The sequence below is a fragment of the Blautia sp. HCP3S3_H10_2 genome (genome assembly GCF_052122375.1).
Taxonomy (GTDB): Bacteria; Bacillota; Clostridia; order Lachnospirales; family Lachnospiraceae; genus Blautia_A.
Map to the genome: position 1 here is coordinate 98,507 of NZ_JBQKCL010000013.1, position 19,256 is coordinate 117,762.

The 19,256-nt window shown below is 44.0% G+C and carries 19 protein-coding genes and 1 rRNA gene; all 20 read left to right on the forward strand.

Going from position 1 to position 19,256, the window contains the following annotated elements; genetic code table 11:
- The first annotated feature begins 9 nt into the window (after positions 1–9).
- On the forward strand, positions 10–792 hold the full coding sequence (locus ACTQWB_RS14195; protein ID WP_441502698.1) for a dihydroorotate dehydrogenase electron transfer subunit: 783 nt from the start codon (positions 10–12) through the stop codon (positions 790–792).
- On the forward strand, positions 789–1,694 hold the full coding sequence (locus ACTQWB_RS14200) for a dihydroorotate dehydrogenase (RefSeq protein WP_441502699.1): 906 nt from the start codon (positions 789–791) through the stop codon (positions 1,692–1,694). The genes ACTQWB_RS14195 and ACTQWB_RS14200 overlap by 4 nt, the downstream gene beginning before the upstream one ends.
- 100 nt (positions 1,695–1,794) lie before the next feature.
- Positions 1,795–2,469, forward strand: a complete 675-nt coding sequence (gene pyrE, locus ACTQWB_RS14205; RefSeq protein WP_021925391.1) for an orotate phosphoribosyltransferase — start codon at positions 1,795–1,797, stop codon at positions 2,467–2,469.
- Positions 2,470–2,490: 21 nt separating this feature from the next.
- Entirely contained in the window at positions 2,491–2,643 is a 153-nt protein-coding gene (locus ACTQWB_RS14210) for a hypothetical protein (protein ID WP_187566586.1), read from the forward strand.
- An 11-nt stretch (positions 2,644–2,654) separates the two neighbouring features.
- Positions 2,655–3,131 (forward strand): VanZ family protein, encoded by a 477-nt coding sequence (locus ACTQWB_RS14215; RefSeq protein WP_441502700.1) that lies wholly within the window; start codon positions 2,655–2,657, stop codon positions 3,129–3,131.
- A complete protein-coding gene (locus tag ACTQWB_RS14220) occupies positions 3,115–3,429 on the forward strand; it encodes a DUF6142 family protein (RefSeq protein WP_441502701.1) in 315 nt (104 codons plus the stop codon). Before ACTQWB_RS14215 ends, ACTQWB_RS14220 begins: the two co-directional genes overlap by 17 nt.
- A 34-nt stretch (positions 3,430–3,463) precedes the next feature.
- Positions 3,464–4,069, forward strand: coding sequence for an HD domain-containing protein (locus ACTQWB_RS14225; RefSeq protein ID WP_441502702.1), 606 nt, complete (start codon positions 3,464–3,466; stop codon positions 4,067–4,069).
- 62 nt (positions 4,070–4,131) lie between these two features.
- Entirely contained in the window at positions 4,132–6,249 is a 2,118-nt protein-coding gene (locus tag ACTQWB_RS14230) for an aminopeptidase (protein WP_441502703.1), read from the forward strand.
- A gap of 164 nt (positions 6,250–6,413) precedes the next feature.
- Positions 6,414–6,920, forward strand: a complete 507-nt coding sequence (gene purE, locus ACTQWB_RS14235) for a 5-(carboxyamino)imidazole ribonucleotide mutase (RefSeq protein WP_441502704.1) — start codon at positions 6,414–6,416, stop codon at positions 6,918–6,920.
- Positions 6,921–7,002: 82 nt separating this feature from the next.
- Positions 7,003–8,028 (forward strand): phosphoribosylformylglycinamidine cyclo-ligase, encoded by a 1,026-nt coding sequence (purM, locus tag ACTQWB_RS14240; protein ID WP_441502705.1) that lies wholly within the window; start codon positions 7,003–7,005, stop codon positions 8,026–8,028.
- Complete coding sequence (gene purN / locus ACTQWB_RS14245; protein WP_441502706.1) at positions 8,022–8,648, forward strand: phosphoribosylglycinamide formyltransferase; 627 nt, start codon at positions 8,022–8,024, stop codon at positions 8,646–8,648. Before purM ends, purN begins: the two co-directional genes overlap by 7 nt.
- A 10-nt stretch (positions 8,649–8,658) precedes the next feature.
- Positions 8,659–9,933, forward strand: coding sequence for a phosphoribosylamine--glycine ligase (purD, locus tag ACTQWB_RS14250; RefSeq protein WP_441502707.1), 1,275 nt, complete (start codon positions 8,659–8,661; stop codon positions 9,931–9,933).
- Positions 9,934–10,100: 167 nt separating this feature from the next.
- Entirely contained in the window at positions 10,101–11,294 is a 1,194-nt protein-coding gene (locus ACTQWB_RS14255) for an FprA family A-type flavoprotein (protein ID WP_441502708.1), read from the forward strand.
- A 79-nt stretch (positions 11,295–11,373) separates the two neighbouring features.
- Positions 11,374–12,318 carry a transglutaminase domain-containing protein gene (locus ACTQWB_RS14260; protein ID WP_441502709.1) on the forward strand — a complete coding sequence of 315 codons (945 nt, stop codon included), beginning with the start codon at positions 11,374–11,376 and terminating at the stop codon, positions 12,316–12,318.
- Positions 12,319–12,471: 153 nt separating this feature from the next.
- Positions 12,472–13,377 (forward strand): SseB family protein, encoded by a 906-nt coding sequence (locus tag ACTQWB_RS14265; protein WP_441502710.1) that lies wholly within the window; start codon positions 12,472–12,474, stop codon positions 13,375–13,377.
- 187 nt (positions 13,378–13,564) lie between these two features.
- Positions 13,565–13,936, forward strand: a complete 372-nt coding sequence (locus tag ACTQWB_RS14270; RefSeq protein ID WP_441502711.1) for a GntR family transcriptional regulator — start codon at positions 13,565–13,567, stop codon at positions 13,934–13,936.
- Between the two features lie 43 nt (positions 13,937–13,979).
- Positions 13,980–16,460 carry an ATP-dependent Clp protease ATP-binding subunit gene (locus ACTQWB_RS14275; protein ID WP_441502712.1) on the forward strand — a complete coding sequence of 827 codons (2,481 nt, stop codon included), beginning with the start codon at positions 13,980–13,982 and terminating at the stop codon, positions 16,458–16,460.
- Positions 16,461–16,660: 200 nt separating this feature from the next.
- A complete protein-coding gene (locus tag ACTQWB_RS14280; protein WP_441502713.1) occupies positions 16,661–17,074 on the forward strand; it encodes an endosialidase in 414 nt (137 codons plus the stop codon).
- Positions 17,068–18,444, forward strand: coding sequence for a DNA repair protein RadA (gene radA / locus ACTQWB_RS14285; RefSeq protein ID WP_441502714.1), 1,377 nt, complete (start codon positions 17,068–17,070; stop codon positions 18,442–18,444). Before ACTQWB_RS14280 ends, radA begins: the two co-directional genes overlap by 7 nt.
- A 598-nt stretch (positions 18,445–19,042) precedes the next feature.
- Positions 19,043–19,256 (forward strand): 16S ribosomal RNA (locus tag ACTQWB_RS14290); the annotation flags it as partial.

A 19,256-nucleotide genomic window follows, 5' to 3' on the forward strand; every position in this document is an offset into this window, starting at 1 on the left:
AGGAAGAAAATGGGTACAAAGGTAAAAGAAACCTGTACAGTTATCAGTCAGGAATGTATCGGAAAAGACATTTACAGTATGTGGCTCCAGACAAAGACCATCGCAAAAAATGCAAAGCCGGGACAGTTTGTCTCTGTTTATACACAGGATGGGGGCAAATTGCTTCCACGTCCCATCAGCCTTTGCGAAATCGATAAAGAGAATGGTGCACTTCGCCTTGTTTATCGTGTAACTGGCAAAAATACCGGTACAGAAAGCTTTTCCAAATTGACGAAGGGTGCTGTTCTTGACATCCTTGGACCTCTTGGCAATGGCTTTCCTCTGGAGGAGGCTGCAGGTAAAAGCGTATTTCTGATGGGCGGTGGAATCGGTGTTCCGCCAATGCTGGAGACGATGAAACAGCTGGATGCCAGGAAAACAGCTGTTCTTGGATACCGCGACGAATTGTTCCTCAATGAGGAATTTGAGAAAAACGGGCAGGTATATATTGCAACAGAAGACGGATCTGCAGGAACCAAAGGAAATGTAATGGATGCGATCCGGGAAAATGCCTTGGAGGCAGATGTGATCTTTGCGTGTGGCCCCAAACCAATGCTTCGCGCAATCAAAGCTTATGCCCTGGAAAAAGGAATTCCCTGCTGGATTTCCATGGAGGAGCGGATGGCTTGCGGAATCGGCGCCTGCTTAGGATGTGTATGCCAGTCTACAGAAGTGGACGGACATTCCCATGTACATAATAAGAGAGTATGTAAAGACGGACCTGTGTTTCTTAGTACGGAGGTGGAGTTATGAGCAAAATGAGCGTAAATCTTGCAGGAGTGACTCTTAAAAATCCCGTAATGACGGCTTCCGGAACTTTTGGCTCCGGTGCGGAATATAGTGAATTTGTTGACCTGAATAATCTTGGGGCTGTTGTGACGAAGGGTGTAGCAAATGTACCGTGGCCGGGCAACCCTACACCACGTGTGGCTGAGACCACAGGAGGTATGCTGAACGCCATTGGACTTCAGAATCCGGGAATTGATGTTTTTTGTGAAAGGGATATTCCATTCCTGAAAAAATACGATACGAAGATCATCGTAAATGTCTGCGGAAAAACTACAGAGGATTACTGTGAAGTGGTAGAACGCCTGGCAGATGAGCCGGTAGATATGCTGGAGATCAATGTATCCTGTCCGAATGTAAAAGAAGGCGGCATTGCTTTTGGCCAGAATCCGAAAGCACTGGAGGCAATCACAAAAGAAGTAAAAAAATATGCCGGACAGCCGGTAATTATGAAGCTGAGTCCAAATGTAACGGATATTACCGAGATGGCCCGTGCAGCTGAAAGCGGTGGAGCGGATGTGGTTTCTCTTATTAATACCATTACCGGAATGAAGATTGATATCAACCGCAGGACATTTGCACTGGCAAATAAAACTGGTGGAATGTCAGGACCAGCTGTTAAGCCGGTTGCAGTGCGCATGGTATATCAGGTGGCAAATGCAGTAAAGATCCCGATCATTGGAATGGGCGGAATCGCAAGTGCGGAGGATGCACTTGAGTTTATCATGGCAGGTGCTACTGCAGTATCTGTAGGAACTGCGAATTTTATCAATCCTTATACAACCCAGGAGGTTGTGGATGGTATGGCAGCTTTCCTGAAGAAACAGAAAGTGGAAGATATCAATGAACTGATCGGCTGTGTAAAATAGAAAAGAACTTTTGACCTTGGCGTCATTATGTGCTACTATAAAGTTTAGCTTGCTGTGAAAAACGGCAGACAGATATGGCTGGTATACGAGGAGGATAAACATGGAACAGTATAAACAGGAATTTATAGAGTTTATGATCGACTGCAACGTACTCAAATTTGGAGATTTTGTGACGAAATCCGGAAGAAAAACCCCGTTTTTTGTTAATACAGGTTTTTACCGCACAGGAGCACAGTTGAGAAAATTAGGCCAGTACTATGCAAAAGCAATCGAAAGCAAGTTTGGATTGGATTTTGATGTACTTTTCGGACCTGCATACAAAGGAATTCCGCTGACAGTTGCAGCGACTATGGCAATCAGCGAAGAGTATGGCAAAGATATCCGTTACTGCTCTAACCGTAAAGAGGTAAAAGATCATGGAGATAAAGGAATCCTTCTTGGAAGTCCTATCGAAGATGGGGATAAGGTTGTGATCATCGAGGATGTTACCACAGCTGGAACCTCTATCCAGGAGACGCTGCCGATCATTAAAGCACAGGGGGATGTTTCCCCAATCGGTCTTGTTGTATCTGTAGACCGCATGGAGCGCGGACAGGGTACCAAGAGCGCCCTGAAAGAAATCGAAGAGAAATATGGCCTTAAGACAACGGCAATCGTCACCATGGCAGAGGTTGTAGAGCACCTCTATAATAAAGAATATAAAGGAAAGGTCATCATCGACGACACTTTAAAAGCAGCCATTGATGCATACTACAGCCAGTACGGCGCAGAATAATGGTAAAAGGAGGAAATGCTGATGAGCGAAAAACTTTATAAGATCGTATCAGGGGTGGGCGCTGGAAGCATTGCACTTGGGATCATTACACTGGTAACAGGTGTGACGACTGGTATTCTCATGATCGTGAATGGTGCCAGACTTCTGAAAGGCAAATCCGATATGATGATTTAAGGAGACATTTTTTGAAAAAGGAAACGAAAACTTTGATTCGCCGTATGGGAATCCTATTGTTTATCGTGTATGTGCTTCTGCTTATTTATTTTCTGTTTTTTTCAGAAGAATATGGCAGGGCAGCACAGGCAGAACAGGCTTACCGGTATAATCTGGTTCCTTTTGTTGAGATCAGAAGGTTCTGGATGTACAGGAGACAGCTTGGCGCAGCTGCGGTATTTTCCAATATTTTCGGAAATGTGATAGGGTTCCTGCCTTTCGGGTTTATCCTTCCGGTTATTTTCAGAAGAATGAACAGTGGTTTTCTCATCTGCATATCAGGATTTATATTAAGTCTGACTGTGGAAGTGATCCAGCTTATCACAAAGGTCGGATGCTTTGATGTGGATGATATGATTTTGAACACCCTGGGGGCAGCCTTGGGGTATGTTCTTTTTCTCATCTGTAATCATATTAGGAGAAAATTCCATTATGGCAAGAAGATATAGATATTCATTTACAAAGAAAAAAGAAGCAAAAAAAGGGAAGCTGTCCGTCGTTCTGGCGGCAGCGTCCTTTTTGTTGTTTATAGCGGCAGTTGCCCTGGCATATTTCCTGGATGAGAGTTTAGGATTTCTGGTGGGAGGAGTTGGCTTGTTTGCAGCTCTTCTTTCGGTGTATGGATTTGCTATGGGATTGCTTAGCTTCTCAGAAGAGGGCAGAAGCCACAGGACAAGTATAATTGGTTCGATCAGTAACGGATTGATCCTGATCGTCTGGATCGGGGTATATCTTACGGGCTTATAATCTGCCTGGAACAAAAGCTGCAAAAGGAGCAAAAATGGACGACCGTTTAAAAAAACAATTAGATTTTATTCTCGAAGTGGATAAAGTGAAAAATATTATGCGCCAGACCTATCTTTCCGATGGAAAACGTAAGGAAAATGATGCAGAGCATTCCTGGCATCTGGCATTGATGGCTGTGCTTCTGAAGGAATATGCACCAGAAGAGGTGGATTTGTCCAAGGTGATTCCTATGGTGCTGATCCATGATCTGGTAGAAATTGATGCCGGGGACACATATGCCTATGATGCAGCAGGCAGTGCGACACAGCATGACCGGGAAGAAGTGGCGGCACAGCGGATATACGGACTTCTCCCGGAAGACCAGGGGAAATGGCTTTATGATCTGTGGGAAGAATTCGAAGCGTATGAGACACCGGAAGCGAAATATGCCCATATGCTGGATAACAGCCAGCCGCTTTTCTTAAATGACGCAACAGACGGAATCAGCTGGGTAGAACATGGCGTGAAAAAAAGTCAGATCTATAAACGAAACCGGCACACTGGTGAGGGAGCGCCTGCAATATGGGAATACATGCAGGAATTAATTGATAAGCATGTAGAAGAAGGCCATGTGACCGATGATATGTCTGGGAAAGAATAAATCTGGAAAATGAATCAGGAAAAGAACAGATTCCAATTGGAATCTGTCAGAAGATTGGGATAATGAGTGTAAGAATAAAAGAATCAGAAGAAAGAAGGGATTGTGTGGACGAGCTTTTGATGGAACGTTATGCTCTTGCAAAGGAGAGAGTGTGCGAGATCAAAGAGGAACAGGTGGTACAGCAGCCATACCTGGATTTTTTTCAGAAAACAGCTGTTTTTCTTGAAAAAAATATAGAAATCATGGACGAGGTGGTATTTCTTGGAACACAGAAGGCGCCGAGGAAGGTTTCTGAACCAACAGATTTGTCATTGGAAGAGTGGAAAGCGCTGAACAGGGAGCTGTATCAGGATATTCTTCCGGAAAATTATGAAAACAGCTACGGAAATCCGGTTTATGCGTGTGAAAAGCTTGGAGAATTTGGACGTGACCTTACGTCCCTATATGCAGAGCTTCGCGGAGCAGTTGCATATTCACATGAGAAAAAATTGTGGGATATGACGGTGCTTCTGGAACTGTTTCTGGAAGTGTATGGAGCCTTTGCCCAGGAGGAGCTTCCTACAGAGCCGGAAATAAAGGGAATCCTCTGCTCTTATGTGAACGATTACTGTCAGGATATGGTGGAAGAGCGTATCAGGGAAAACGTGGATCCGGAAGTGGATTTTGCAACAAAGATTGTTATGGATGCTGATCTTACAGATCTGCGCTATCTCTATCAGTTCGGCGAGTACATTACAGAAAATGAATTTGGAGTTGCCAGATTTTTAAACGGGCTTTCCCAGAAAGAAATCGATGACTGTGCAAGAACCTATACAGAAGGCTACCGCATCGGTTTTGTGAATGCGCATATAGATCTGAGTAAGAAAAAGACGGTGAACATCCGTTTTAACCTTGGATTTGAGAGAATGGTAAGGGCAGCGGTGCGCCAGTTTGAGGAAATGGGATTGAAACCAGTTATTTTCCGCTATGGTGTTCATGCGGTTAATAAGAGAGGGGTACACAGAATCGGTTATACAGGAGCTGTTGCTAATCCGCAGTATGATTATGACCATCGCCAGGATGGCGCGCTCTATATGGATGGGGATTTTGTACAGAGACGCCTTCGGGCCCTGCAGACCTCTTATGAGAAATACAAGGAGCTTGCAGCTGTGCATGCTGGTCCTGCATGTATCGAGGTTTTCGGTGAAGCTCCATTTTCACCGGTAAGTACAAAAGAAGCGTGGCAGTTCAGTGATGCCCAGCAGAAGCTGGAAATTGAAATGCAAAATGAGGCTGGACAGATCACCAACCGCTACATTAAGGGCGACGAGAGAAGTTTTACCATTATCGCTTATCCGGTTCCGGAAATCGGCGGCGATTATGAGGACATTTTCCGCCAGATCGTAAAGATCAATACCCTGGATTACCAGCTTTACCAGAAAATCCAGCAGACCATCATTGATACGCTGGATCAGGGGGAATGGGTATCTGTAAAAGGAAAAGGGGAGAATAGGACAGACCTGAAGATCCATCTCCATACACTTGCTGACCCTGTGAAACAGTCAAATTTCGAGAACTGTGTAGCAGATGTGAATATTCCGGTAGGAGAGGTATTTACTTCCCCAGTGCTTTTGGGAACCAACGGACTTTTGCATGTGACCAAGGTCTATCTGGAAGGACTTCAGTTCCGTGATCTGAAACTGGAATTTAAAGATGGAAAAATTGCCTCCTATTCCTGCAAAAACTTTGAATCAGAGGAAGAAAACAGGAAATATATTGAGGATAATATTTTGTTCCACCATCCCACACTTCCTATGGGCGAATTTGCTATCGGAACCAATACAACCGCTTATGTGGCAGCAGAGAAGTATAACATTGCAGATAAGCTGCCGATCCTTATAGCAGAGAAAATGGGACCACATTTCGCTGTGGGAGATACCTGCTACAGCTGGGCTGAGGACACCGCTGTATATAATCCGGATGGAAAGGAAATCATTGCCAGGGATAACGAGGTTTCCATTTTAAGAAAGGAAGATGTTGGAAAGGCATATTTTGGCTGTCATACAGATATTACGATTCCTTATGACGAGCTGGGAAGCATCCGGGTTCTTAAAGAAGATGGGGAAGAGGTTTCCATTATTGAGGATGGCAGATTTGTACTGCCTGGAACGGAAGAATTGAATGAACCATTTAAGAAATAAAAGGCCGGGAGCAGGAAAATGCTCCTCCTTTTTCTAAAAGATTGGCAAAAATTAATTTGCACTTCAAAATTTTTCTTTGGCTCATTTATATTGACAGAAAATGGGATTCTTAGTAGAATTTACGCGAATGGTAGTTCTAAATCATAGTAAAAGAGGAGAATATTATGCCAAAAGTAGGAATTGTAATGGGTAGTGATTCAGATATGCCGGTTATGAGCAAGGCGGCAGACATTCTGGAGAAGCTTGGAATTGATTACGAAATGCGTATTATCTCCGCACACAGAGAGCCGGATGTGTTCTTTGAGTATGCGAAGACAGCTGAGGAAAAAGGATTTAAGGTTATCATTGCTGGTGCCGGTATGGCTGCACATTTACCAGGAATGTGCGCGGCGATTTTTCCGATGCCGGTTATTGGAATTCCTATGCATACCACATCTCTTGGTGGAAGAGATTCCCTGTACTCCATCGTACAGATGCCGTCAGGCATTCCGGTAGCCACTGTTGCCATTAACGGAGGTGCGAATGCAGGACTTCTTGCAGCTAAGATTCTTGCAACATCGGATCCGGAGCTCCTTGACCGTCTGAAAGCATACAGCCAGGAATTAAAAGAGCAGGTAGAAGCTAAGGATGCGAAATTACAGGAAGTAGGTCATAAAGCTTACATGAAATAAAATATATACCAGGGGCAAAAGTTTTGCCCCTGAAGCTGTTGTAAAGTAATGAAAAACCATAAAATTCTGGGAGGAAAAAGGCATGGATTACAAGAACGCGGGCGTTGATATTGAGGCAGGATACAAATCAGTAGAGTTAATGAAACAGCATATCGCAAAGACTATGAGACCAGAGGTGCTTGGCGGAATCGGCGGATTCTCAGGCGCTTTTTCCATGAACAGCTTTAAAGATATGGAAGAGCCCACACTGGTTTCCGGTACTGACGGAGTTGGAACCAAGCTGAAACTGGCATTTATTATGGACAAGCATGACACAGTTGGAATCGACTGTGTGGCAATGTGTGTAAATGATATTGCATGTGCAGGTGGAGAGCCTCTTTTCTTCCTGGACTACATTGCATGCGGCAAGAATTATCCGGAAAAGATCGCACAGATCGTAAAGGGCGTTGCAGAAGGCTGTACCCAGTCAAGCGCTGCCCTGATCGGTGGAGAGACTGCAGAAATGCCAGGCTTCTATCCTGTGGACGAGTATGATCTGGCTGGATTTGCAGTTGGCGTTGTGGACAAAAAGGATCTGATCACAGGTGAAAACTTAAATGCAGGTGACGTTCTGATCGGAATGGCATCCTCCGGTGTGCACAGTAACGGATTCTCTCTTGTCCGCAAGGTATTTGAGATGACAAAAGAATCCCTTGACACTTATTATGATGAACTTGGAACTACCCTTGGTGAAGCGCTGATCGCTCCAACCAAGATTTACGTGAAAGCCCTTAAGAGCATTAAAGATGCCGGAGTTAAGATCCATGCCTGCAGCCATATCACAGGCGGCGGCTTCTATGAGAATGTGCCGCGTATGCTGAAAGAAGGTACAAGAGCTGTGATTGAAAAAGACAGTTATCCGGTACTTCCGATCTTTAAGCTCCTTGCCAAAACAGGCGATATTGAAGAAAAGATGATGTATAACACTTATAACATGGGACTTGGAATGGTTCTGGCTGTTGATCCGGCAGATGTGGACAAGACCATGGAGGCAATCAAGGCAGCAGGCGAGACTCCTTATGTAGTAGGACGTATTGAAGCAGGAGAAAAGGGAGTGACATTATGCTAAAGGTTGCTGTCCTGGTATCTGGCGGTGGTACCAATCTCCAGGCAATCCTGGATGCCATTGATTCCGGCAGGATCACAAACGCTGAAGTTTCACTGGTGATCAGCAATAATCCCAATGCCTATGCATTAAAAAGGGCACAGAACCATGGAATTGAGGCAGTCTGTATCGCACCAAAGGAGTACGAGAGCCGAGAGGGATTCCACGAGGCACTTTTAAGAAAATTGCAGGAAAGTGGAGCTGGACTGATCGTTCTTGCAGGCTATCTGGTCGCAATCCCGCCGATGATCGTGGAAGCGTTTCCCAATAAGATCATCAACATCCATCCATCTTTGATCCCATCTTTTTGCGGAGTGGGATATTACGGACTTCATGTCCATGAAGCAGCTCTGAAAAGAGGCGTGAAGGTGACTGGTGCTACCGTTCATTTTGTAGACACTGGCACAGATACCGGACCGATCATCCTGCAAAAAGCAGTGAAAATAGAACCGGACGATACACCACAGTCTCTTCAGAGAAGTGTGATGGAGAAGGCAGAATGGAAGATCCTTCCCAAAGCGATCAATCTGATCGCCAACGGAAAGGTTTCTGTAGAAGACCATATTGTGACCATCAGCGATTAAGGAGGGTATTATGAAAGTACTGATCGTAGGAAGCGGCGGAAGAGAGCACGCAATCGCATGGAGCGTGTCCAGAAGCCCTAAGGTAGATAAAATTTACTGTGCACCAGGAAATGCAGGAATTGCAGAATATGCCCAGTGTGTGAATATTGGTGCCATGGAATTTGAAAAGCTTGCTGATTTTGCCCAGGAAAATCAGGTGGACCTTACCATTATTGGTATGGATGACCCGCTTGTAGGCGGCGTTGTAGATGAATTTGAATCCCGTGGACTGCGGGTATTCGGACCTCGTAAAAATGCAGCAATCCTGGAAGGCTCTAAGGCATTTTCCAAGGATCTGATGAAAAAATATCATATTCCTACAGCTGCATATGAAAACTTTGATGACCCGGAAAAAGCCCTGGCTTATCTTCGCACAGAAGCGAAGTTTCCTATTGTTCTGAAAGCAGATGGACTGGCTCTTGGAAAAGGCGTCCTGATCTGCCAGAATCTTCAGGAGGCTGAAGATGGTGTGAAAGAGATCATGGAAGATAAGAAGTTTGGAAATGCAGGAAATACCATGGTTATTGAGGAGTTTATGACTGGACGTGAGGTCTCGGTGCTTTCTTTTGTGGATGGAAAAACAATCAAGACCATGACATCCGCCCAGGACCATAAGCGTGCCAAAGATGGAGACCAGGGATTGAATACCGGTGGAATGGGAACCTTTTCCCCAAGCCCGTTCTATACCAAAGAAGTGGACGAATTTTGCCAGAAATATGTATATCAGCCTACTGTTGATGCGATGGCAGCAGAAGGCAGGGAATTTAAAGGAATCATTTTCTTTGGCCTTATGCTGACAAAGGATGGCCCGAAGGTACTGGAATACAATGCCCGTTTCGGAGATCCGGAAGCCCAGGTTGTACTTCCGCGTATGAAAAATGACATTGTGGAAGTTATGGAAGCCTGCATTGATGGAACCCTGGACCAGATCGACCTGCAGTTCGAAGACAATGCAGCAGTCTGTGTGGTTCTTGCAAGTGACGGATATCCGGTGAAATATGAGAAGGAAATTCCGATGTATGGATTTGAGAACTTTAAGGGCAAAGATGGCTATTACTGTTTCCATGCCGGTACGAAGTTTAAAGACGGACAGATCGTGACCAACGGTGGACGTGTGGTAGGAATCACCGCCACAGGAAGCAATCTGAAGGAAGCCAGAAAAAATGCATACGCTGCAACAGAATGGATCACATTTGCAAATAAATATATGCGCCATGATATTGGAAAAGCGATTGACGAAGCATAAATAAGTGGTATAAAATAGGCAGGAGACCGAAGCGGGTTTTCTGCCTGTTTTTGTCTATAAACTACAATATTTATTGAGATTACAGCAGTAGAATGAAAAAATTGTAAAATGTAGCGATGAAATATTAGTTTTGCTATCTTTGACATGAGATAAAAGGAGGAAACATCATGTACAATGTAAAAAAAGTAAACGAAGATTTATATTGGATTGGTGCAAGTGACAGAAGACTTGCCCTGTTTGAAAATATTTATCCGATTCCAAGAGGCGTATCTTATAACTCATATGTGATACTGGATGAGCAGACGGTGCTTCTGGACACAGTTGATAAAGCTGTAAGCGGCCAATTCTTTGAAAACCTGGAGCATGTCCTGGATGGCAGAAAGCTGGACTATATGATCGTGAATCATATGGAACCAGATCATTGCGCAATCATCGAAGAAGTGGTAAGAAGATTTCCAGAGGTAAAGGTTGTGGGAAATGCGAAGACGTTTACCATGATGAAACAGTTTTTTACCTTTGATGTGGATGCCCATGCTGTTGTGATCAAAGAGGGAGATACTTTAAATACTGGTAAGCGTACGCTTGCTTTTGCCATGATTCCAATGGTTCACTGGCCTGAGGCAATGGTTACCTACGATGCGTATAACAAAGTGCTGTTCAGCGCAGATGCATTTGGAACCTTTGGTGCACTGAATGGAAACATTTTCGCAGATGAGGTGAACTTCAAGGAAGAATGGCTGGATGATGCCAGAAGATACCTGGTAAATATCGTGGGTAAATACGGCGGACCGGTACAGGCTGCCCTGAAAAAAGCCCTGACTCTTGATATTGCCATGATCTGTCCACTTCACGGTCCAATCTGGAGAGAAGACCTTGGCTGGTTTATTGACAAATATCAGAAATGGAGTACATATACACCTGAGGACCACAATGTTCTGATTCTTTACGCTTCTATCTATGGGAATACTGAAAATGCAGCAGATGTTCTGGCTGGCAAACTTGCAGATGCCGGAGAGAAAAATATTGCAGTTTATGATGTGTCTGTGACAGATCCTTCTTATCTGGTGGCAGAAGCATTCCGCTGCGACAGAATTGTATTTGCATGCCCGACTTATAATGCAGGGCTTTTCCCGAAAATGGAAACTCTGCTTCATGAACTGGCGGCACACAATCTTCAGAAGAGAAAGGTGGCAGTCCTGGAAAATGGAACCTGGGCATCTACTGCTGGAAGACAGATGAAGGAAATCCTTTCCGGAATGAAGGAAATGGATATCTACGAGGAAACAGTAACTGTAAAATCTGCATTAAAAGAAGATCAGCTGGCACAGCTGGATCAGATTGTAGAATTTATGACAAAATGATCTGAACGAAAGCCTTTTTATTAAGGCTTCCGGCAAATTATTTCATTATTTCAGGATAGTATGTATGAAAGGAAAATATATGAAAAAAAGAAAAGCATTTTTTACAGCTATGATGGCTGCTATTATGCTTACATCATCTGAAACTGTCTTTGTTCAGGCTCTTCCGGTACAGGAAGCGGAACTGCTTTATGATCAGAAAACAGTTGTGGATCCGGCAAAAAAAGAAGGCTTGCAGATTACGGATAGCGGGATCACTTTTGGGGCTAATGGAAAAAAAGTGAAGAAAAGCTGGATAAATTATAAAGGCAGCAGATATTATTTCGGTGCAGATGGATATGCATATGTGGGAAGTCATAAAATCGCAAAAAAACTATATGTTTTTGATGAAAATGGATGTCTTCTGAGTAAAAAGAAAAACAAGTTGGTGAACGTTTGTGGAAAAACTTATTATATAACAACCCAGAATGGAAATCCGGCAACCGGTTATTTTGTATATCGCCAGAATCTATATTATGCGGATTCTATGGGGGTCTGTTATCAGAACCAGGAATCTGAGGATGGAAAATATTATTTTACAGAAAAAGGAACTGCCAAGAGAACAACAGACGCTTTGCTTAAGATCCAGACGATGCAGATTCTTTCCAAAATTACAACTCCCAAAATGACACGTGCCCAGAAATTAAAAGCATGCTGGAATTATGTGGTAGACAGAAAAAGGTTCCGGTATGGAGGCTTTGACCCTGATCTGGAAGAGGAGGGCTGGTATAAGGAGACTGCATTGAACATGTTCCGGCAGAAAAGGGGAAATTGTTATTCTTTTGCATGCGCATTTGCAGCCCTTGCACAGGAAATCGGTTATAAAAATATAAAGCTGAAAGTAAGCAAAAGTACTCACTGCTGGGTAACGATCAATGATAAACATTATGATCCGCAGAAACAACGGTCTGGAACCATGAAAGGTGTATATGGGTTAAAGAGGCATCCAAAAAAATATGGAAAATTAAAGACTTACGATTTTAAGTAATAGGGAAACCCTGCAAAATTGTAAAAGTTGTGGAAATTTGCATGAAATGTTCCGGCTTTGCTTTACTTTTTTATGATTTTGTTATAAAATAGTCATATATTAGGTTTTCTTTTTTAACATGCTTTAGGAAACCGGGACTGAGAGGATAATGACATGGGAATCACAGAACAGGATGCAATTAAAGAATTACAGACAAGAGACGCAATCTTTGTAGCATATTCACAGGCTACGAAGCTTCCATATGTAATTTGTGATGAAGAGAGTTTTAATGACCAGGTATGGGTATTTGCCACAGAAGAAGAGATTAAAGAATTTGGTAAGAAGAAATTAGAGGATAAGATCCTTCTTATGGGAATGAAATATGAGAAGAAAGATTATCCGAGATTTTACGGTACCCTTTATGCAATCGGTGTAAACAGTGTTGTATGGGTAGACGGGGAGAATCAGATTGAAGTGGAGCTTACCCAAATTGCAAGACAGGCAGATTTCAGTAAGCTTGAGCCTAAGAAACAGCCTCTTTTTAACTCCACACTTCAGCTTTCCGGCATTTATTTCATGCAGGAGCTGCGTCGCCCGATCAAGAAGGAAGAGCGTACAGTGAACCTTCGTGAGATGGAGGAAGAGCTGATCGTAAATCTTAAGAAATCCGAATTCTTAGTAGCAATGGCTACAGATCCGGAGGACGCTACTAAGGTTAACATTCCATATCTGAAGAATAAGCAGGGAGATATTCTCCAGCCTGCCTTCACAGATGTTATGGAGTTTGATAAATTTGCAAGAGGCAAGAAGCTTCGTGCAGCCAAAGTTCCATTTGCGAAACTGCCAGGACTGATTATCCAGCAGGCGAAGGGATTTGTGATCAATCCGGCAGGATTTAACCTGATTCTTGACAGAGTACAGCTTGGAAAAATTCTTGGCGTTCAGATTCCGCCAGCTGTAGTACCAGCTGCTGAAGGCGCAACTGGGGAAGCTGCACCTGCAGAAAAAGCAGAACAGGCAGCAGCGTCTCCAGCTACAGAAACTCCTGTAGCAGAGGCAGATGATAAGAAGGATGAATAAAGAATAGAGATTACTACCAGCGTCAATATGGTTTACAGTGAATACTGGTGTAGGAACTTTTAATTACGAAAGATGCAAAGAGGCCGGGGACGATATGACTCCGGTCGCTTTGTTTTTCAAAAAACATGGTACTGCCCTAAATGGTTTAAGAGTATTATAGGGCAGAACTTTTTTGGGGAGGGATAAAATGGTAATCGAAATAGATTTCCAAAGTGATGAAGCACTATATACCCAGCTGATGAATCAGATCATCATGGGAATTGCAACGTCCCGGCTGCAGGAAGGAGATTCCCTTCCGTCTGTCAGGCAGCTGGCGGATACCATTGGCATAAATATGCACACGGTGAACAAGGCTTATTCCTTATTGCGCCAGGAAGGCTTTGTGTCCATAGACAGAAGAAAAGGCGCAGTGATCTGCCTGGATGTGGATAAAATAAGAGCTATGGAAGAAATGAAACAGAATCTGCGGGTAGCCCTTGCAAAAGGGTGCTGCAACAATGTAACGAGAGAGGAAGTCCATAGTCTGATAGATGAAATTCTGGATGAATACGGGCAGTAAAGCAGTTAACTGAACCAGTAACGTAAGGAGGAACAACGGATTAATGCGAAATAAATTTACGAAACAGGCTCAGACAGCCCTGACTCTGGCAAAGGCAGCAGCCATTGATTTTGAGTTGGGCTATATTGGCACGGAACATCTTCTGCTGGGGCTTCTCAGCGAGACAGAAGGTACTGCAGGAAGAGTTCTGGAAGAATTTCAGGTAGATGGTAAAAAACTGGTAGAACTGATCGATAAGCTGATTACTCCTGCTGATATAAAAGATGGAAACATAATGGAAATCCAGACGCAGCCTGCCTACAGTCCCCGTACTGAGAAAGTATTGGAGGGGGCAGTACTGGAAGCACAGAATACAGGAAGCCAGAAGGCGGGAACAGAGCATCTGCTTCTTTCCATGCTTCGGGAAACAGATTGTGTGGGAACCAGACTTCTTTATACCATGGGAGTAAATATCCAGAAGCTTTATGCTGCAGTGCTTGGAGCTATGGGATATGATAATGATTCTATCCAGGAAGAATTTCAGGCTGCAAAGGCTATGCAGAATCCAAATGGCAGCCCGACGCCGGCTCTCGACCAGTATAGCCGTGATCTGACACAGATGGCAGCGGAAGGCAGACTGGATCCGGTGGTAGGTCGTGAAAAAGAAATCAGCAGACTGATTCAGATCTTGAGCAGACGGACAAAGAATAATCCTTGTCTGGTAGGAGAACCTGGTGTTGGAAAGACTGCCATCGCAGAAGGTCTGGCTCAGCGGATCATTGCAGGAACCGTGCCGGATACGATTAAGGATAAAAGACTGGTGGTACTTGACTTGTCCGGAATGGTGGCTGGCAGCAAGTATCGGGGAGAGTTTGAGGAACGTATCCGCAAAGTGATAGATGAAGTGCGGGAAAATCAGGGGATTCTTCTTTTTATTGATGAACTTCATACGATCATCGGAGCCGGAGGGGCGGAAGGGGCACTGGATGCTTCTAATATCCTGAAACCATCTCTTTCCCGTGGAGAGCTGCAGATCATAGGAGCCACTACCCTGGAAGAGTACCGTAAATATATTGAGAAAGATGCCGCTCTGGAGCGCCGTTTCCAGCCGGTTACAGTGGAGGAGCCTTCAGAGGAGGAAGCATACGAAATCCTAAAGGGACTTCGCCCGTATTATGAAAAGCATCATAAAGTGGAAATATCAGACGAAGCGTTGGAGGCTGCAGTCAAAATGTCTGTCCGTTACATCAACGACCGGTTCCTTCCAGACAAGGCAATCGATCTGATCGATGAAGCTTCGTCAAAGGTTCAGTTGGCAGGCTATCAGGCATCTTCTGAGACTGAAGAATTAAGCCGTGAGATTCAGGAAATCCTTCAGGAAAAAGAAAGGGCGATCAAGACTGGTTATTTAAGTCTGGCAAAAGAGTGTCAGGAGAAGCAGAAAGCATTAGAAGCTAAATTAGAACAGCTTCGTGTAAAGGAAGAAAAAAAGAATCGTAAAAAGGCTGGAAAGGTAGATGAAAAGGCAGTAGCATCTATTGTGTCAGACTGGACAAAAATTCCGGTACAGAGATTAACAGAAGGTGAGACCAGACGTCTGGCCCAGCTGGAAAAAGAGCTGCATAAACGTGTGATCGGACAGGAAGAGGCAGTACATGCTGTTTCACAGGCTGTAAAGCGTGGCCGGGTGGGATTAAAAGATCCCAATCGTCCAATTGGTTCTTTCTTATTCCTTGGTCCTACTGGTGTTGGTAAGACTGAATTGTCCAAAGCATTGGCCCAGGCTGTATTTGGCAGTGAACAGGCTACGATCCGTGTGGATATGTCTGAATATATGGAGAAACACAGTGTCTCCAAGCTGATTGGTTCGCCCCCTGGATATGTAGGCTATGATGAGGGCGGCCAGCTTAGTGAAAAAGTACGCAGAAATCCGTACAGCGTTATTCTTTTCGATGAAATTGAAAAAGCACATCCAGATGTATTTAACATTCTTCTCCAGGTGCTGGATGATGGTCACATCACAGATGCCCATGGAAGAAAAGTGGATTTCAAACAGACAATTATCATCATGACGTCGAATGCAGGCGCTCAGGCAATCGTGGAGCCTAAACAGCTTGGTTTTATTTCCCAGAAAGATGAAAAGAAAGATTATGAGAAAATGAAATCTGGTGTTATGGAGGAAGTGCGCCGTCTGTTTAAGCCAGAGTTTCTAAACCGGATTGATGAGATCATGGTTTTCCATACTCTGAACAAAGAGGAAATCCGTAAGATCGTAATTCTGCTTCTGAAATCACTGGAGAAGCGGTGCGAGGAACAGATGGATATTCACCTGAATGTGACAAATTCCGCAGTAGACTATCTGGCAGAAGCTGGATTTGATGCCAAATACGGGGCAAGACCGCTTCGCAGGGCAATCCAGTCCAAGATAGAGGATCGTCTGGCAAATGAACTTCTGGAAGGAAAAATCAAACGAGGGGATTTTGTGCAGGTACAGTATAGAAATAAAGAAGTACGGTTTATTGTGAAAGAAAATCGTGATCTTTGAATACAAAGACACCTCACGGAATACAGTATGTGAACAGTAACCAGAGTATATAAAATTACTATAAATTTTATGTTAGGTACTGGCAAAGAAAAAGGTTTTATTATATAATATGAACAATATCGGGGAACCGATGAAAAGGATCTGGTGGATATCGCTCCGCCGGAGAACATAACGAAAGAGTCTTAGGGAGGACAAGCATCATGGCAGTAGTAAAGGAACTGATCCGTACAGAGGAAAATGGTACCATCAGCTTTGGAGATTATGAGAAAAATCAGAAATCAAAGGTTTCAGATTATCCGCATCAGGGAGATATGTATAAAGTAAAGACATTCAAGGAGATCACCAAGCTGGAGCGCAATGGCATGTTCGTATATGAGTCCGTACCGGGTACCGCTGTATTTGGCCTTGCACAGGATGGAAGCCAGATGAGTTTCCGCGTAGAGGGCCCAGAGGATGCGCAGATCACTGTGGAGCTTGAAGCAGAAGCACAGTATGAAGTGTATCTGGATGGAGCAAGTACAGGCAGAATGGAGACCAACCTTGGCGGAAAGCTTTCTTTCAGCGTAGAGCTTGGAAATGGCTCTGCTGTTGATGTGAAAATTGTAAAATGCTAAAAAACAAAAAAATGGTATATTTTTGCCAGGAATGCGGCTACGAATCCGCGAAGTGGATGGGGCAGTGTCCTGGCTGTAAAGCATGGAATTCCTTTGTGGAAGAACCTGTATCCACAGGGAAGAAAGCAGCTGGTGGCGGTAAGGCCGCTTCCAGACAGCAGTCTGAACCGGTGATCCTGAAGGACATCAGTCTCAAGGAAGACGAGCGCCAGACGACAAAAATTGGAGAACTTGACAGAGTACTCGGGGGCGGCATTGTCCCCGGGTCTTTGGTTCTTGTGGGTGGAGATCCGGGTATCGGAAAGTCCACCCTTCTTTTACAGGTGTGCAGGAATCTGGCGGAGAATGGAAGTTCAGTCCTTTATATTTCCGGAGAGGAGTCTTTGCGCCAGATTAAGCTTCGTGCCAATCGTATTGGTACTTTTAATGAAAATCTTCAGCTCTTGTGTGAGACGAATCTGGATACGGTCCGTGAAGTGATGGAACGGAAGAAACCAGACGTAGCGATCATAGATTCTATCCAGACTATGTTCGATGAAGAAATCGGCTCTGCACCAGGAAGTGTTTCCCAGGTAAGAGAGTCCACAAATGTGCTGATGCAGATTGCAAAAGGTCTTGGAATCACGATTTTCATCGTTGGTCATGTTACCAAGGAGGGAAATGTGGCTGGACCAAGAGTACTGGAGCATATGGTAGATACTGTGCTTTATTTTGAAGGAGACAGACATTCTTCTTATCGGATTCTGCGCGCTGTAAAGAACCGATTTGGTTCTACTAACGAGATTGGCGTTTTTGAGATGCAGGAAACCGGTCTGGCAGAAGTGTCCAATCCATCAGAATATCTTTTGGATGGCAGACCGGAGAATGCCTCTGGCTGTGTGGTCGCTTGTTCTATGGAGGGAACCAGGCCAATTCTGGTAGAAATCCAGGCGCTGGTATGTGAGAGTAATTTCGGAATACCAAGGCGTACCGCAGTCGGAACAGATTTTAACAGGGTAAATCTTTTGATGGCGGTACTGGAGAAAAAAGTGGGCCTTCGTCTGGCGTCTTCTGATGCCTATGTGAACATTGCCGGTGGCATGAAAATGACAGAACCAGCGATCGATCTAGGTATCTGTCTGGCAATTGCATCCAGCATGAAAGATATTGTGATTCCAGATAAGCTTATGGCGTTTGGTGAGATCGGGCTTAGTGGTGAAGTACGTGCTGTAAGTATGGCAGGACAGAGAGTACAGGAAGCGAAGAAACTTGGCTTTAATACCGTGATCCTGCCAGAAGTATGCAAAAGCTCAGTGGAAAAAGCAGATGGAATGAAGCTGGTCTATGTGAGACAGATTCAGGATGCAATCCGATACATAATGGAAGCGTAATAAAATAGGTTTGCTTATGATGCAATTCTTCATAGTGCGTTTTATTTTGTCGGCATGGTGTATCCACTAAATGAATTTTTATACAAAAAAATATCAAATATTTTGTAAAAAGTGCTTGACGATTCCCTGCGACAGTGGTATAGTAAAATAGCTGTCGCAAGGAATTGCTTCTGAAATGCTGAAAAATAAATTAGTTTTCAGAAAATTTGAATTAACTATTGACAATCGACTGAACTTATGGTAAAGTAACCAAGTCGCTTGAACAGAACGACAGAAACAAACAACTTTAGATATGATCTTGAAAAACTCAAAAACTTTTGAAAAAAGTTCTTGACAAGCTTTGAAAGATATGATAAAGTAAACAAGCTGTCGCAAAGAGATGACAGCGAACAACCTTGATAACTAAACAGTGAAACACATACGATTCTCGAAAATTTCTTTATACAATTCATTTTCGAATGAAAACTTTTAAAACAGTAATGACGAGAGATAACTAAGCTAGTTGGTTGTCTTGAGTGCATCAAACACTTCGTGAGCTTTGCTCACTCAGTGATGAGCAATTAAGCCGCTGCAAGCAGCGCTGAATTGCATACACACTTTATCAGAGAGTTTGATCCTGGCTCAGGATGAACGCTGGCGGCGTGCTTAACACATGCAAGTCGAACGGGAAACATTTCATTGAGGCTTCGGCGGATTTGGCTTGTTTCTAGTGGCGGACGGGTGAGTAACGCGTGGGTAACCTGCCTTGTACTGGGGGATAACAGTCAGAAATGACTGCTAATACCGCATAAGCGCACAGAAGCGCATGCTTC